The sequence below is a fragment of the Streptomyces sp. NPDC047886 genome (genome assembly GCF_043204435.1).
GTDB lineage: Bacteria > Actinomycetota > Actinomycetes > Streptomycetales > Streptomycetaceae > Streptomyces.
In genome coordinates this window covers 1,044,429-1,060,142 of sequence record NZ_JBIDCF010000001.1, presented here as the reverse complement: position 1 = coordinate 1,060,142, position 15,714 = coordinate 1,044,429, and the positions used below count along the sequence as shown (strand labels likewise).

The 15,714-nt window shown below is 72.1% G+C and carries 15 protein-coding genes; 10 read left to right on the top strand and 5 right to left on the bottom strand.

Annotated features, from left to right (window positions below; all coding sequences use genetic code 11):
• Positions 1-73: 73 nt before the first annotated feature.
• Positions 74-1,549, top strand: a complete 1,476-nt coding sequence (locus ACGF5U_RS04615; RefSeq protein WP_392712890.1) for a S28 family serine protease — start codon at positions 74-76, stop codon at positions 1,547-1,549.
• 112 nt (positions 1,550-1,661) lie between these two features.
• Here the strand turns inward: ACGF5U_RS04615 and ACGF5U_RS04610 are convergent, their stop codons facing one another.
• Complete coding sequence (locus ACGF5U_RS04610; RefSeq protein WP_392712888.1) at positions 1,662-3,503, bottom strand: glycoside hydrolase family 3 protein; 1,842 nt, start codon at positions 3,501-3,503, stop codon at positions 1,662-1,664.
• 602 nt (positions 3,504-4,105) lie between these two features.
• Positions 4,106-4,885: a sugar phosphate isomerase/epimerase family protein gene (locus ACGF5U_RS04605; protein WP_392712887.1), complete on the bottom strand. Its 780-nt coding sequence runs from the start codon at positions 4,883-4,885 to the stop codon at positions 4,106-4,108.
• A 90-nt stretch (positions 4,886-4,975) separates the two neighbouring features.
• On the opposite strand from ACGF5U_RS04605, the gene ACGF5U_RS04600 reads away from it, so the two are divergent.
• Positions 4,976-5,668: an SMI1/KNR4 family protein gene (locus ACGF5U_RS04600; protein ID WP_392712885.1), complete on the top strand. Its 693-nt coding sequence runs from the start codon at positions 4,976-4,978 to the stop codon at positions 5,666-5,668.
• A gap of 25 nt (positions 5,669-5,693) precedes the next feature.
• Here ACGF5U_RS04600 and ACGF5U_RS04595 read toward each other — a convergent pair whose 3' ends face one another.
• Entirely contained in the window at positions 5,694-5,885 is a 192-nt protein-coding gene (locus ACGF5U_RS04595; protein WP_392712883.1) for a DUF397 domain-containing protein, read from the bottom strand.
• Positions 5,882-6,724 (bottom strand): Scr1 family TA system antitoxin-like transcriptional regulator, encoded by an 843-nt coding sequence (locus ACGF5U_RS04590; protein ID WP_392818320.1) that lies wholly within the window; start codon positions 6,722-6,724, stop codon positions 5,882-5,884. Before ACGF5U_RS04590 ends, ACGF5U_RS04595 begins: the two co-directional genes overlap by 4 nt.
• A gap of 144 nt (positions 6,725-6,868) precedes the next feature.
• Here ACGF5U_RS04590 and ACGF5U_RS04585 point away from each other — a divergent pair, with 144 nt between their 5' ends.
• From ACGF5U_RS04585 to ACGF5U_RS04575, 3 genes are all read left to right on the top strand, one after another.
• Positions 6,869-7,300: an ATP-binding protein gene (locus ACGF5U_RS04585; RefSeq protein WP_392712880.1), complete on the top strand. Its 432-nt coding sequence runs from the start codon at positions 6,869-6,871 to the stop codon at positions 7,298-7,300.
• Between the two features lie 172 nt (positions 7,301-7,472).
• Positions 7,473-7,823 carry a DUF6247 family protein gene (locus ACGF5U_RS04580; protein WP_392712878.1) on the top strand — a complete coding sequence of 117 codons (351 nt, stop codon included), beginning with the start codon at positions 7,473-7,475 and terminating at the stop codon, positions 7,821-7,823.
• Positions 7,820-8,113: a hypothetical protein gene (locus ACGF5U_RS04575; protein WP_392712877.1), complete on the top strand. Its 294-nt coding sequence runs from the start codon at positions 7,820-7,822 to the stop codon at positions 8,111-8,113. The genes ACGF5U_RS04580 and ACGF5U_RS04575 overlap by 4 nt, the downstream gene beginning before the upstream one ends.
• Before the next feature lie 321 nt (positions 8,114-8,434).
• On the opposite strand, the gene ACGF5U_RS04570 is transcribed toward ACGF5U_RS04575, so the two are convergent.
• Positions 8,435-9,493 (bottom strand): LacI family DNA-binding transcriptional regulator, encoded by a 1,059-nt coding sequence (locus ACGF5U_RS04570; RefSeq protein ID WP_392712876.1) that lies wholly within the window; start codon positions 9,491-9,493, stop codon positions 8,435-8,437.
• A 233-nt stretch (positions 9,494-9,726) separates the two neighbouring features.
• Here ACGF5U_RS04570 and ACGF5U_RS04565 point away from each other — a divergent pair, with 233 nt between their 5' ends.
• The 5 genes from ACGF5U_RS04565 to ACGF5U_RS04545 all read left to right on the top strand — a co-directional run bounded on the left by ACGF5U_RS04565 (position 9,727) and on the right by ACGF5U_RS04545 (position 15,626).
• Positions 9,727-10,878, top strand: coding sequence for a Gfo/Idh/MocA family protein (locus tag ACGF5U_RS04565; RefSeq protein WP_392712874.1), 1,152 nt, complete (start codon positions 9,727-9,729; stop codon positions 10,876-10,878).
• Positions 10,875-12,050 (top strand): dihydrodipicolinate synthase family protein, encoded by a 1,176-nt coding sequence (locus ACGF5U_RS04560; RefSeq protein WP_392712872.1) that lies wholly within the window; start codon positions 10,875-10,877, stop codon positions 12,048-12,050. The genes ACGF5U_RS04565 and ACGF5U_RS04560 overlap by 4 nt, the downstream gene beginning before the upstream one ends.
• Positions 12,047-12,859, top strand: a complete 813-nt coding sequence (locus tag ACGF5U_RS04555) for a sugar phosphate isomerase/epimerase family protein (protein WP_392712871.1) — start codon at positions 12,047-12,049, stop codon at positions 12,857-12,859. Before ACGF5U_RS04560 ends, ACGF5U_RS04555 begins: the two co-directional genes overlap by 4 nt.
• A gap of 234 nt (positions 12,860-13,093) precedes the next feature.
• Positions 13,094-13,273, top strand: coding sequence for a hypothetical protein (locus tag ACGF5U_RS04550; RefSeq protein WP_392712869.1), 180 nt, complete (start codon positions 13,094-13,096; stop codon positions 13,271-13,273).
• Positions 13,274-13,400: 127 nt separating this feature from the next.
• Positions 13,401-15,626: an ATP-dependent RecD-like DNA helicase gene (locus ACGF5U_RS04545; protein WP_392712867.1), complete on the top strand. Its 2,226-nt coding sequence runs from the start codon at positions 13,401-13,403 to the stop codon at positions 15,624-15,626.
• Positions 15,627-15,714 lie beyond the last annotated feature (88 nt).

The following is a 15,714-nucleotide window of genomic DNA, read 5'->3' as shown; positions in this document are numbered from 1 at the left end:
CAACCGGGTCTGGCGGTACGCCTGTTGAGCCCGCTAGGTTCACGGCGACCGTTGTGAACCCAGTGGAGGGCGCATGCGCAGGACGCTCAGATGGCTGCTGTCGCTCGTGGTGCTCATAGGCACCGTGAGCGCGGCCGGAACGGCTACCGCCGCCGGCCCGGACAGCACCGTGAACGGCACCACGAGTACCACGAGCACAACCGGCACCACCGCCGTAACCACCGCCGACATCAAGGACCGCATCCTGGCGATCCCCGGGATGAGCCTCGTCGAGGAGAAGCCGTACGAGGGCTACCGCTTCTTCGTCCTCAGCTACACCCAGCCGGTCGACCACCGCCGCCCCCTCAAGGGCACCTTCCAGCAGCGCCTGACGCTGCTGCACAAGGACACCAGCCGCCCGACCGTCTTCTTCACCAGCGGCTACTTCGTCAACCCCAACCCGCGCCGCTCCGAGCCGACGCGGATCGTGGACGGCAACCAGGTCTCCCTGGAGTACCGCTTCTTCACCCCGTCCCGCCCGCAGCCCGCCGACTGGTCCAAGCTGGACATCTGGCAGGCCGCGTCGGACCAGCACCGGGTGTTCACCGCGCTGAAGAAGATCTACGACCGCAAGTGGATCTCCACCGGCGGCTCCAAGGGCGGCATGACCGCCACGTACTACGAGCGCTTCTACCCGCGTGACATGGACGGCGTTGTCGCGTACGTCGCCCCGAACGACGTCGTGGAGCGCGAGGACTCGGCGTACGACCGGTTCTTCGCGAACGTCGGCACCCAGGAGTGCCGCGACCGGCTGAACGCCATGCAGCGCGAGGCGCTGGTGCGGCGTACGAGCCTGCAGAAGAAGTACCAGGACTGGGCCACCGCCGAAGGCGCCACCTTCACCACCGTGGGCACCGCCGACAAGGCGTACGAGGCGGTCGTCCTCGACTTCGTCTGGGGCTTCTGGCAGTACAACAACGAGGCCGACTGCGCCTCCGTGCCGGACGCCGCGACCGCCACGGACGACGAGATCTACGAGACCATCGACACCTACTCCGGCTGGTCGTTCTACACGGACCAGGGCCTGGAGCCCTACACGCCGTACTACTACCAGGCGTCCACCGAACTCGGCTCGCCGAGCCTGCGCATGGCCCACCTCGACGGCCTGACCCGGTACGGCTACCAGCCGGCGCACACCTTCGTGCCGGACGACATCCCGATCCGGTTCAAGCCGTGGGTGATGCGGGACGTGGACTCCTGGGTCCGCACCAACGCCCGCCAGATGCTCTTCGTGTACGGGCAGAACGACCCGTGGGGCGCGGAGCCGTTCCGCGTCGACCGCGGCGCCCGCGACAGCCACGTCTTCACCGCGCCCGGCGCCAACCACGGCGCGAACATCGCCGGTCTGACCGAGGACGACCGCGCCAAGGCCACGGCCCGGCTCCTGGAGTGGGCGGGCGTCGCCCCGGCCGCCGTCCAGGCCGACCCCGACCGCGCCAAGCCGCTCGGCCGCTACGACGCGCGCCTCGACAAGGCGGAGACCGCCCGCGACCGCGCCCCGCGCCTGTAACACCCCGCCTCCACCCACGGGCCGCGCGCCCCGGTCCCCGACCGCGCCGCGCGGCCCGTCCGCGTGTTGCCCCGCCCCCGTCCCCGCCGGCCGCGTGGGGCGGCGAGACTGGCTAGTACGACAGGCCGTGGCCCATCGGGTAGAGCACGCGGGTCGGGTCGTCCGCGCGTTGCACGGGTACGGGGAGGCGGCCTCGGGGGGCGACCGTGCCGGCGATGACGCGGGCGGCGGCGCGGAGTTCGACGTCCGTCCAGGAGTACGTGGCGAGGGTGGCCCGCTGGCCGTCGAGCCGCGCGATGTCGTACGGGTTGCGGATCGAGACCGTGATGACGGGCACCCCGGTCGCCGCGAGCCGGGTGACGAGCGTGCGCTGCGGACTCGTCGCAGAGACGTTGTACGTGGCGACGACGACGGCGTCCTTGCCCTCCGTGGCGGCTACGGCCTCGTCGATCTTTGCGGCGGTCGGCGCCGTACCCGTCGGCAGGGTCGTCACCCGGAAGCCCAGTTCCCCGAGCGCGGTGCTGAGCGTGGTGGTGGGCGGGCCGGTCGTCCCCGACGGTGAGGCCAGGTCGGCGCCGGCCACGAGCAGGTTCGGCTGCCGGGCGGTGCTCAGTGGCAGCAGGCTGCCGGAGTTGAGCAGCAGGGTCGTGCTCGCCTCCGCGATGCGGTCGGCCGCGTCGAGGTGGGCGTGCTTGCCGACGATGCGGTCGACACGGTCGTGCGTGACGTACGGATCGCGCAGCAGGCCGAGCTTCGCCTTGAGCCGCAGGATCCGAAGAATCGATTCATCGAGCCGCGCCTCGGTGATCTCCCCCTGCCGTACGGCGGTGAGGACGGCGTTCCAGGCGACGGAGAGCTTCGGCGGGTTGAGGAGCTGGTCGCAGCCCGCCTTCAGCGCCAGGACCGGCACCCGGTCGTCGCCGTACTTCGTCCGTACGCCCTCCATACCGAGCGAGTCGGTCACCACGACCCCCTCGTAGCCGAGCCGCTCCCGCAGGATCCCGGTGAGGATGGGGCGGGAGAGCGTGGCCGGGTCCTCGGCGGGGTCCAGCGACGGCACCACGATGTGCGCCGTCATGATCGCGTCGACGCCGGCGGCGATGGCCGCGCGGAACGGCGGCGCGTCGAGGGTCTGCCACTGCTCGACGGTGTGGTGGATGTACGGCAGCTTGGTGTGGCTGTCGTCGGTGGTGTCGCCGTGCCCCGGGAAGTGCTTGGCCGTCGCCGCGATCCCCGCCCGCTGGTACCCGGTGACCTGCGCGGCGACCAGACCGGCCACCGCCTGCGGATCGGCGCCGAAGGAGCGGACGCCGATCACGGGGTTGGCCGGGTTGACGTTGACGTCGGCCACGGGCGCGTAGTTCTGGCGGATGCCCAGCGCGGCCAGCTCGGTCCCCGCGACCCGCGCCGCGCTCCGGGCGGCGGTGCGCGATCCGGCGGCCCCGAGCGCCATGGCGCCCGGCATCAGGGTGGCGGGCATGCCGACGCGGGCCACTATGCCGTGCTCCTGGTCGGTGGAGATGAGGAGCGGGATGGGTGTGGGCTGCGCGAGCGCGGCGCGCTGGATCCCGTTGGAGAGGGCGGCGATCTGGTGGGGGTCGCGGGTGTTGTGCGCCCAGGCGAAGTAGATGACGCCGCCGACGTGGTAACGCTCGATCAGCTCGGCGGCCGTCCGTACGCCGAGCTCGCGCAGGTTGGCGTCGATGTCGGCCTGGTCGGGGTCGGTGGCGGAGTGCCCGTAGACCCGCGTGACGAAGAGCTGCCCGACCTTCTCCTCAAGGCTCATGCGGGAGGCGACCCGGGCGAGCCGCCGGTCGGTCTCGGCCGTGGCGGCGGGCGACGCGGCGGGTCGCGCGGCGGCGGTACCGGCGCCGCCGAACCCGGTGGCGGCGAGGGCGGTGGCGGCGGCGGTAGCGGTGAGGAACGTACGTCTGGAGGTGGCGCGGTGGTGCACTGGTGCTCCTTCCGGCCGTGCGGGACATCGTGACGAGGGGGACTGAAGGAAACTTCCAAGAAGTCACGGATAGCCGGAAAGTAACTGCCAGGTCAAGGATGCGCGCAGCACACGTCGGAAAATCCGAAGAACACACCCGCCCGGCCGGTCACCGGCGCTGGGCCCGCGACCGGCGCTGGGCCCGCCACCGGCGCTGGGCCCGCCACCGGCGCTATGGGAGGGGGCGCGTCGGCGGCGGGGTGCTGCCGGCCGCAGGCGGTGGGAGAGGGAGTCGGCCCGTGCGGCCAGCAGCGACGGCCGACACCGCTCTGCGGTGACTCACCGGCAGCACGCCCGGTTGGACGAGCGGGCCGGGGCCGGGGTTCCGCATTCCGCTTGCCCGGGTGCGGGTGCGGGTGCGGGTGCGTATGCGGGTGCGGGGTGTGGCTGCGGTGCCGGTGCGGGGGTGTCCCGGACAGCACCCGCGACCCGGGCGGCCGTGCGGCCGCCTGTCCGGGCTCTACGGGGCGTCCGGGCCGTCCAGGGCGTCCGGGCCGTCCAGGGCGCACGGGCCGCCCGGGAGTCACCGTCCGGCGCGGCGCGTCACCGTCCGGCCCGGCGCGTCACCGCAGTCCGCGCAGGTACTCCCGGGCCGGTGCCAGGAGGGGCTCGAACGCGGCCGCGTGCGGGTACCAGCGCTTCTCGTACTCCCAGCAGACCCAGGTGTCGTCGCCGACCGGCAGGGACACGCACTCCGCGAGCGGCAGCACCCCGGCCCCCAGCGGGAGGGGCGTCGTGTCGCCGGCCGACGCGATGTCCTTGACCTGGACGTAGCCCAGGTACGGCGCCACAGCCGCGTACGTCGTCGCCGGGGCCTCACCACCCAGCCAGGTGTGCATCACGTCCCACAGGACGCCCACGTTCCGGTGCCCGACCGTCGCCACGACGCGCGCCGCGTCCGCGCCGGTGCGGTGCGAGTCGTGCGTCTCCAGCAGGATCCGTACGCCCAGGTCCGCCGCGACCTCCGCCGCCGTGCCGAGCCGCCGCGCGGCCGTCGCGTCGGCCGCCTCCCGAGGCTGGTCGCCGCCGCCGGGGAAGACCCGCACGTACGGTGCTCCCAGGTCGGCCGCCAGATACAGCAGCCGGTGCAGCTCCTCGTACACGGGCTCGTCGTCCCCCGCCTCCGCCACGCGCGCGTACCCGGCGACGGTCAGGATCTCGACGCCCGCGCGATCGAACTCAGCGACCACGTCACGCCGTTCATGCGCGACCAGCCCCGGGTGCACCGGCTCCTCCGGGTGGGCGCGCAGCTCCACCCCGTCGTAGCCGCACTCGGCGGCGAGCCGTACGACATCGGCCACGGGCATGCCCGGCACCCCGAGCGTCGAGAACGCGTACCTCATGGGCCCGAACCTATCCCGCGCCCCGGCGCCGGGCACGGTTCCACCCGCCCGCGAACCGGCGGTGTCCGAGCGCGGCCCTATGGTGCGGGCATGACCGACACCTTCGATGTTCGCGCCGGGATGACCGGTGTTCTGCACGACCGCGCGCGGGCCTGGCGCTTCATCGCCGACTTCAGCGCCTACTGGCGGCAGCCGTTGCGTCCGGGCGACGGCTGGAGCCCCGCCGAGCTGGAGGCGGCCGAACGGCGTCTCGGCCTGAACCTGCCGGCACCACTCCGCGAGGCGCATCTGCTCTTCGGACGGCGCACCGACCTCACGAGCAACCACGACACGCTGCTGCCGCCCGAGAAGTTGTACGTGACCGACGGCGCGCTCGTGTACCGGGTCGAGAACCAAGGCACCGTCTCCTGGGGCGTCACGCTGGACGACCTGCACCGCGAGGACCCCGGCACCGTGATGCGCGCCGACCTCGCCGACCCGTCACAGGAACGCTGGGAGACCTGGGAGTCGAGCCTGACGGTCGCCTGCGTCGAGATGGTCATGTCCGAGACGGTTCAGTCCCCCGACGGATTCACCGACTACCTGGAGGTGGACGGTGAGGAGATCACGTGGGAGCCCGTGTTCCAGGAGCTGCCGGATATCGGCCGCGACATGCGCTGGTTCGCCGGCCCCGATGTCCTCATCCGCGAACTGGACGGCCTCTGCCTCCAGGCGCGTGCACGCACGGAGGAGGCACTGGACCGGTTGCGGGAGTCCGTGCCCGGGGACTGGCTGAACGGCTGACCACCGGCCGTCTACGCCCTACGCCTCAGCGGCGGGTGTTCGCGGCGTACGCGGTGAAGGCGGCCCAGGCTGCGGGGGAGACGGCGAGGGGGGTGAGGCGGGTGTCCTTGGAGTCACGGACGTGGACGGTGCGGGGAGCGTGCGCGACTTCGACGCAGTTGCCGCCGCCAGGGTCGCTGTAGCTGCTTTTGAACCAGTGCAGACCTGTAGCACTCATACGGCTCCTTGCAGTTGCTCCAACAGACTCATCGAAGCATCCGGGTCGAGAGCCTGTGAACGCATCCTGCCATAGCGCTGGAGCATCCCACTGACGTGCTTCGGGTTGGTAATGAGGAGGCTGGCTTCCTGGCCCTCCACGTATCCGATCCACTCGTTCCCCGGCGTCTCCGCGAGGTACATCGGCCCGTAGAGACCCGCGTGTTCCGGCCCACGAGTCGGCATGATCAGTAGTTCGACGTTACGGAGCCGGGCGCATCGCAGCAGGTGGTCGATGAGGCAGCGGGTGACTTCGGGACCGCCGAAGCAGCGCTCGATCACGGACTGCTCGATGATGAAGCCGAACGAAGTGGTCTGCCGTTCCGTCAGCAGTCGTTGCCGGTCCAGTCGTGCGGCGAGCCTCGTTTCCACCTGTTCCTCGGTCGCCAGGGGCAGGTGACATTCCATGACTCGGCGGGCGTACGGCTCGACCTGCAACAGCCCCGGCACCACGCGGCACTCGTACGCGTACAGGGTCAGGGCCTCCTCCTCGATGCCCACCCAGTGGTGGAACCAAGACGCCACGCCCGCCTTGCGCCGCAGGGGCTTCGCCGCAGCCTTGAGGACGTTCGCCGCCAACTCGCCCAGGATGGGTTCCACCCGCGAGGGGAGATCACGCGGCGGGAAACGCTTGCCCTGCTCGATCTTCGCGATGTAATGCACCGAGTACCGCACCTTCGGGGCGAAGTCCTCCTGTGTGAGACGCCCGCCCTCCCGCAGGGCCTTCAGTACGGCACCGAACACCTTGAGGCTGTCGGACAGTTCGGTGTCCGCTACCGCATCGCCCTTGTCCATTGCCATGGCCGCCTGCCTCCGGTCTGTCTCACCCACGGAGGAATCATCACCGTGTGTGACTCACGCAGTCCAGTCGGTGAGCTGGTACAGATCGTTTTGTACCAGTGATGTACCTGGTGACGGGTATCATCCGCCCGCGACGCTGGCCGCATGCCAGTCGTACCGGCCCAAGAGGGCGTCACCGTCAGTGTGTTCGTGCAGCGTTTCTCGTCCACCCGCCGTGGGGCGCGGCTCGCGCGGGTGCTGGCCGCGCACCAGCTCCACGTGTGGGGCGTACCGACCGGCGGTCGGACCGGGGATGCCGTACTTCTCGTCGTCGGGGAGCTGACCGCGAACGCCGTGCTCCACGGGCGCGTGCCGGGGCGGGACTTCGCGTTGCGGCTCGTACGGGACCGGGGCGCGCGGACCGTACGGGTGGAGGTGTCCGACACGCACCCCACGCCGCCGGTCCGGCTCCTCGCGCCCGCCGGCGCGGAGAGGGGCCGGGGCCTGGTCCTGGTCGACGCGGTGGCGTCCCGCTGGGGCGTGGCCGCACGGCAGGGTCCGGGCAAGACGGTCTGGGCGGAGGTCGCCTGCCCGTGACCGCCGGACGGCGAGGGCGCGATTCGCCACGGGCGGCGGCCGCCTCCTCCGGGTCCTCCCGCGAGTGGCGGTTCCACCGGCCCAGGGGGCGGGCGGGGCGAAAGGTCCGAAGGAGGCGAGCGATGCGCCATCGCGCCGATACTGTCAATGCCGTATCCCCGAGGAGTAGCCGATGACCACCGCCTCAGACCCGGCCTCGCCCATCCCGCCCATGCCCGAGCGCACGCCCAAGGCGCTGCGTCGCGCCATCGGGCTCACCGACGCGACGAGACCGCTCCTCTCTCAGTTCGACGCCGAGTGGAAGCGGCAGATCGCCGATACCTTCGATCTGGCCCCCGTCCCCGCTTTCGTCGCCCGCTGGTGGGGGATCTATGCCATCGACCGGGACCCCAGACTGGCGGCTCGCGTCGCCGATCTCGAGGCGCGTATCACCGCCGCCGCAGACGCGCAGGAGTTCAAGGCGCTGAGCGAGGAACTCTCCCAGATCCACTCCGCTGTGCAGGCCCTGGAGCCGGGCCAGTGAGCGAAGACGAGTTTCGGGGGCCGCCGTGGCAGCTGGACCACACGACGGCCAGCCGCACGTACCGAGACTCGTTACCGCCCGAGGTCAGGGAGCTGTTCCAGGATGCCGCCTTCGAATTGATCACGGCGAAGAACCCCTACCACCTCGACGGCGTCGAGCCGAAGCGTTCCACCCGGCCGCGAGGCGAACACACCATCTGGGTGGACGGCGGCCGTGGCTGGATGGACTTCACCTTCACCGACCGTGTGGCCGAGCCGCAGATCCAGGTGACCGGCATCTTCTGGCAGTGACGGCCACGTACAAGAGCTGACCGGTGCCGGGACCGGCTGTGGTGGCGGGTCGTATCGCGATCGGATGATGTCGCCTCGCCCGGCGGCTCGCGCCGAGGAGTGCCGCCCGTGGCGCGGCGGATCGCGCCGGTGGGCGCGGCCCGCCCGGCGGTGGGGCGTACCGGACGGTGCCGCCCGTCCGGTGGTGGGGCATACCGGGAGGGCCGCCCGCCCGGCGTCGGGGGGGTACGGGAAGGCGTCGCCCACCGGCGGGGCCCACCTGGCGCGGCGCCCGCGTGGGTGCGGGTTACCGGGAGGGGCCGGCTGCCCGGTGGTGGGGCGTCACGGTCGTGGGGGCGCCGTCGACGCGCGGATCATCAGTTCGCCGTCGATCGTCGTGAGGCCGCCCGCAGGGGCAGCCTCCGTGCCCATGGCGAGGCGCCCGGCGCGCGCGCCCGCCTCCTGCAGGGGGAGCCGTATCGTCGTCAGCGCGGGCACCGCGTCCACCGAGAACGGGAGGTCGTCGAAGCCGGCGACCGAGACGTCGTCGGGGATCCGCAGGCCCTGCTCCCGGAGGGCGGCGCAGGCGCCGAGGGCGACCGTGTCGTTCGCCGCGACGACCGCCGTCAGCGACGGTTCCCGGCGCAGCAGCTCCAGTGTCGCGTCGTAGCCGGAGCCCCGGTCGTACGAGCCGTGCACCGTGAGCCGTGCCACCTCCGCGTCCGCGACGCCCGCCGCGGCCATCGCCTCACGGTGGCCCTCCAGGCGGTGCCGGGTCGTCGTGCGCTCGGTCGGCCCGGCCACGTATCCGATGCGGCGGTGGCCGAGGCCCAGCAGGTGTTCGGTCAGGCGGCGGGCGCCGCCCCGGTTCTCGAAGGCGAGCGTGGCCGTGACGGCGTCCCCCGGCATCGACGGGCGGCCGCACAGCACCACGCGGGTGCCCGCGTCGGCGAGCCGCGCCAGCTTCGCGGCCATCGCGGTGACGTGCGCGGGGTCCTCCAGGGCGCCGCCGGTCACGACGACGGCGGCCGCCCGCTGGCGCTGGAGCAGCGTGAGGTAGGTGAGCTCGCGCTCGGGGGAGCCGCCCGTGTTGCAGACGACGGCGAGTTTCTCGCCGCCCGCGCGGCCGCCCGCGCTGTCGCCGATCGCGCTCTGCGCCGCCCCGGCCATGATCCCGAAGAACGGGTCGGCGATGTCGTTGACGAGGATGCCGACCAGGTCGGACGTGGCGGCGGCGAGTGAGCTGGCGGGGCCGTTGAGCACGTAGTCCAGCTCGTCGACCGCGCGCAGCACCCGTTCGCGGGTGGACGCGGCGACCGGGTAGTTGCCGTTCAGGACGCGCGAGACGGTGGCGGGGGACACCCGGGCGCGGGCTGCCACGTCGGCCAGGGTGACGGTCATCGCGTTCCTCCGAGGGGAGTCGGGCGCGCCGCTCGACCGGGGAGAACCGAGGAGAGTCGGGCGCGCCACTTGTACGGGTCGCTGTCGGCAGGCTAGCGTCATAGCTGATAGAAAGCGCTTGCTACGGCGGTGTCCAGTCGCGATCCCGATCGCACACCCGCAGCGCCCCGGGCGCGGTCACACGACCACCACGACCACCACCACAGGCACGACCACCACATGGAGGGACCTTCGTGACACGCAGGACAGTGCGGATCGCCATGAACGGCGTCACGGGGCGGATGGGCTACCGGCAGCACCTGGTGCGTTCGATCCTCGCCATCCGCGAGCAGGGCGGCCTGGACCTCGGCGACGGCCGGACGCTCTGGCCCGAGCCCGTCCTCGTCGGCCGCCGGGAGCACGCGCTGCGCGAGCTCGCCGACCGCCACGGGCTCACCGAGTGGTCGACCGACCTCGACGCCGTCCTCGCCGACGAGCGCACCGACATCTACTTCGACGCCCAGGTCACCTCGGCCCGCGTCTCCGCCCTCACCAGGGCGATCGCCGCCGGCAAGCACATCTACACCGAGAAGCCCACGGCCACCGACGTGGCCGGGGCCCTGGAGCTGGCCAGGCTCGCGCGCGACGCGGGCATCAAGCACGGCGTCGTCCAGGACAAGATCTTCCTGCCGGGCCTGGTCAAGTTGAAGCGCCTCATCGACGGCGGCTTCTTCGGCCGGATCCTCTCCGTGCGCGGCGAGTTCGGCTACTGGGTCTTCGAGGGCGACTGGCAGGAGGCCCAGCGGCCGTCCTGGAACTACCGCGCCGAGGACGGCGGCGGCATCGTCGTGGACATGTTCCCGCACTGGGAGTACGTCCTGCACGAGCTGTTCGGCCGGGTGACCAGCGTGAACGCGCACGTCACCACGCACATCCCGGAGCGCTGGGACGAGCAGGGCAAGCCCTACGCCGCGACCGCCGACGACGCCGCGTACGGGATCTTCCAGCTGGAGGGCGGCGCCGTCGCCCAGATCAACTCCTCCTGGGCGGTCCGCGTCCACCGCGACGAACTCGTCGAATTCCAGGTCGACGGCACCCACGGGTCCGCCGTCGCCGGCCTGCGCGACTGCCGCGTCCAGCACCGCTCCACCACCCCCAAGCCGGTCTGGAACCCCGACCTGCCCGTCACGCACTCCTTCCGCGACCAGTGGCAGGAGGTGCCCGACAACGCCGAGTTCGACAACGGCTTCAAGGCGCAGTGGGAACTGTTCCTGCGCCATGTCGTCCTGGACGAGCCCTACCACTGGGACCTGCTCGCCGGGGCGCGCGGAGTGCAGCTCGCCGAGCTGGGCCTGAAGTCCTCCGCCGACGGCCGCCGCTACGACGTGCCGGAGCTGACCCTGTGACCACGGCCCCCCGTACGATCCGGCTGCCCGGCCCGGACGGCGCCACGCGCGCGTACCGGCCCCGTACCGAACCCGTCCCCCGCGCGGAGGCGGCCGGCACCCCTCTCGCCTCGCGCGTCGTGTTCTCGGCCGCGCACGTGGTCGCCGACCCGTTCGCCGACACCACCCCCGACTCTCCGGCCGCGGTCGACTGGGACGCCACGCTCGCCTTCCGCCGGCACCTGTGGTCCCACGGACTCGGCGTCGCCGAGGCCATGGACACCGCCCAGCGCGGCATGGGCCTGGACTGGGCGGGCGCTGCCGAGCTGATCCGCCGCTCGGCCGCCGAGGCCAAGGCCGTCGGCGGACGCGTCGCCTGCGGCGTCGGCACCGACCAGCTGACGGGACCGGCGGACCTGGCCGGCGTGCGCGCCGCCTACGAGGAGCAGCTCGCCCTCGTGGAGGACACCGGCTCCCAGGCGATCCTCATGGCGTCGCGCGCGCTCGCCGCCGCCGCCCGCACCCCGGACGACTACCTCGACGTGTACGGCCACCTGCTGCGCCAGGCCCGCGAACCGGTCGTCCTCCACTGGCTCGGCCCCATGTTCGACCCCGCCCTGGAGGGCTACTGGGGCTCGGCCGGCCTAGACGCGGCGACCGACACGTTCCTGGAGGTCATCGCCGCGCACCCGGACAAGGTCGACGGCATCAAGGTGTCCCTCCTGGACGCCCAGCGGGAGATCGACCTGCGCCGCCGCCTCCCCGAGGGCGTGCGCTGCTACACGGGCGACGACTTCAACTACCCCGAGCTGATCGCGGGCGACGACCGGGGCTTCAGCCACGCCCTGCTCGGCATCTTCGACCCCCTCGGGCCGCTCGCCGCCGAGGCCGTCCGGGTCCTGGACACCGGTGACACGAAGGGCTTCCGCGAACTCCTCGACCCGACCGTCGAACTGTCCCGCCACCTCTTCGCCGCGCCGACCCGCTTCTACAAGACGGGCGTGGTGTTCCTGGCCTGGCTCGCCGGACACCAGGACCACTTCACCATGGTCGGCGGTCTCCAGTCCGCCCGCTCGCTGCCGCACCTGGCGCGGGCCTACGAACTCGCCGACGGCCTCGGCCTGTTCCCGGACCCGGAGCTGGCCGCGACCCGGATGCGCTCCCTGCTCGCCGTGTACGGGGGCCTGCGATGAGCGATCTGGCGCGCTTCAGCATCAACCAGATGACCGTCAAGCAGCTCGCCCTGCCCGAGCTCGTCGCGCACTGCGTACGGCTCGGCGTCCCGGGCGTGGGGCTGTGGCGGGAACCCGTCCAGGAGTACGGAGTCGAGGCCACCGCCAAGCTCGTACGGGACGCGGGGCTCGCCGTCACCACCCTGTGCCGGGGCGGCTTCTTCACCACCGCGACCGATCTGGACGACAACCGCGCCGCCGTCGACGAGGCGGCGGCCCTCGGCACCGACACACTGGTGCTGGTCTCCGGCGGGCTGCCGCCCGGCAGCGGGGACCTGACGGCCGCCCGGCAGCGGATCGCCGACGCGCTGGCCGAACTCGCCCCGTACGCCGCCGGGCGGGGCGTACGCCTCGCCATCGAGCCCCTGCACCCGATGTACGCCGCCGACCGCTGCGTGGTCTCCACGCTGGACCAGGCGCTCGCCCTCGCGGAACCGTTCCCGGCCGAGCAGGTCGGCGTCGTCGTGGACACGTACCACGTCTGGTGGGACGACCGGGCGCCGGCGGCGGTCGCGCGGGCGGGCGCGCAGGGCCGTATCCACTCCTTCCAACTCGCCGACTGGACCGTCCCGTTGCCCGCCGGCGTCCTCACCGGCCGCGGACAGATCGGGGACGGCGTGATCGACATGCGGGAGTGGCGCGAACGCGTCGACGCGGCCGGGTACACCGGCCCCGTCGAGGTCGAGCTCTTCAACGACGACCTGTGGGCCCGGGACGGTGTGGAGGTCCTGGAGGAGACGCTCCGGCGGTACGTGGAGCACGCCCTCTAGGCGGCGGACGGGATTCCGGAAAAATTACCCGCCGCAGCGGTGCAACCCTTCCGGCGTAACGAGTGTCGTAACAGGCATCAAGGTCTCCGGGGAGGGATCCGGGGGGATTCGGGGGGCCTTGCCGGGAGGGGGAACGCGCGGGGCCCGGTTACGACGACCGGGCCCCCAGTGCGTGCGTCCCCGGTGGTACGGATACGGATACGGATACGGCCACGGCTGGAGGGCGGGCAGCTGATGAGCGGAACCGGGAAGGCGGCGTTCGCGCTCGCGTGCGTGCTGAGCGTCGCCGCCGTGATCCTCGCCGTCATCACGACGGTCAGCTGGGGGCTGGCGGACTCGTCCGGCTATGTGCTGGCCGCCGCCGCCTTCGTCTTCGCGGCCCTCGGCATTCGCCACGGGGCGAAACGCGGCTGACCCACCGGGAGGCCGGTCGCCGGTGTGGGCCCCGGCCGGGTCGGTGCCGGGTTGTCCACAGACCGGGTCGGGGCCGGGTTGTCCACAGGCCGTCCGGGCTGTCGGACCCGGCGGGTAGCGTCGGAGCATGTCCAAACCAGCAGTGGTCGAAGGCGTTCTGGAGCGGATCACCTACGCCAACGAGGAGAACGGGTACACGGTCGCCCGGGTCGACACCGGGCGCGGTGCCGGTGACCTCCTCACCGTGGTCGGCTCGCTGCTCGGCGCGCAGCCGGGCGAGTCGCTGCGCATGGAGGGCCGCTGGGGCTCCCACCCGCAGTACGGCAAGCAGTTCACCGTCGACAACTACACCACCGTGCTGCCGGCCACCGTGCAGGGCATCCGGCGCTACCTCGGCTCTGGGCTGGTCAAGGGCATCGGCCCGGTCTTCGCCGACCGCATCACCCGGCACTTCGGCGTGGACACCCTCCGGATCATCGAGGAGGAGCCGAAGCGTCTCATCGAGGTGCCCGGTCTCGGGCCCAAGCGCACCAGGAAGATCGCCGACGCCTGGGAGGAACAGAAGGCGATCAAGGAGGTCATGCTGTTCCTCCAGTCCGTCGAGGTGTCCACCTCCATCGCCGTGCGCATCTACAAGAAGTACGGGGACGCCTCCATCTCCGTCGTCAAGAACCAGCCCTACCGGCTGGCGGCCGACGTCTGGGGCATCGGCTTCCTCACCGCCGACCGCATCGCCCAGGCCGTCGGCATCCCGCACGACAGCCCCGACCGGGTCAAGGCCGGGCTCCAGTACGCCCTTTCGCAATCCGCCGACCAGGGCCACTGCTTCCTGCCCGAGGAGCAGCTCATCGCCGACTCCGTGAAGCTGCTCCAGGTCGACACGGGCCTCGTCATCGACTGCCTCGCCGAGCTCGCGGCCGACGAGGAGGGCGTCGTACGGGAGCAGGTGCCGGGCCCCGAAGGGCGGCCGCTCACCGCCGTCTACCTGGTGCCGTTCCACCGGGCCGAGCTGTCCCTGGCCGGGCAGCTCCAGCGGCTCCTGCGCACCGACGAGGACCGGATGCCCGCGTTCCAGGACGTCGCCTGGGACAAGGCGCTGGCCTGGCTCGCGGACCGTACGGGGGCGCGGCTCGCTCCCGAGCAGGAGGAGGCGGTACGGCTGGCCCTCACGCGGAAGGTCGCCGTGCTCACCGGCGGGCCCGGCTGCGGCAAGTCCTTCACCGTCCGGTCCATCGTGGAGCTGGCCCGCGCCAAGAAGGCCAAGGTGGTGCTCGCCGCGCCGACCGGGCGGGCCGCCAAGCGGCTCGCCGAGCTGACCGGGGCCGAGGCGTCGACCGTGCACCGGCTGCTGGAGCTGAAGCCCGGCGGGGACGCCGCCTACGACCGGGACCGGCCGCTGGACGCGGACCTGGTCGTCGTGGACGAGGCGTCCATGCTGGACCTGCTCCTGGCGAACAAGCTGGTCAAGGCCGTGGCCCCCGGTGCGCATCTGCTGCTCGTCGGGGACGTGGACCAGTTGCCCAGCGTCGGCGCGGGGGAGGTGCTGAGCGATCTGCTGGCCCCCGGCAGCCCGGTTCCCGCCGTGCGGCTCACCCGGATCTTCCGCCAGGCCCAGGAGTCCGGTGTCGTCACCAACGCCCACCGCATCAACGCGGGGCAGCCGCCGGTCACTTCCGGACTGCCCGACTTCTTCCACTTCGTGGTGGAGGACACGGAGGAGGCCGGCCGCGTCACGGTGGACGTCGCCGCCCGCCGTGTACCGGCGAGATTCGGCCTCGACCCGCGCCGCGACGTCCAGGTGCTGGCCCCGATGCACCGGGGCCCGGCCGGCGCGGGCCACCTCAACGGCCTCCTCCAGCAGGCCGTCACCCCGGCCCGCCCCGACCTGCCGGAGAAGAGGTTCGGCGGCCGGGTCTTCCGCGTCGGCGACAAGGTCACCCAGATCCGGAACAATTATGAGAAAGGGGAGAACGGGGTCTTCAACGGCACGGTCGGCGTGGTCACCTCCCTGGATCCGGTCGAGCAGCGGCTGACGGTGCTGACCGACGAGGACGAGGAGGTGCCGTACGACTTCGACGAACTCGACGAGCTGTCCCACGCCTACGCCGTGACGATCCACCGCTCGCAGGGCAGCGAGTACCCGGCGGTCGTGATCCCCGTCACCACGTCGGCCTGGATGATGCTGCAGCGGAACCTGCTCTACACGGCCGTCACACGGGCCAGGAAGCTGGTGGTCCTGGTCGGCTCGCGGAAGGCCATCGGGCAGGCCGTCCGCACCGTTTCCGCCGGTCGGCGCTTTACCTCACTGCGCCACCGACTGACAGGTGAGGTACGGGTGGGAAACATCACCTAGGGCGCATCACGACTTTCGGAACCGGGGCGAACGGGGCAGGATGAGCAGGTTGACGGCACTGAGTGCCGCCAATTGGCCCAATGGTCGA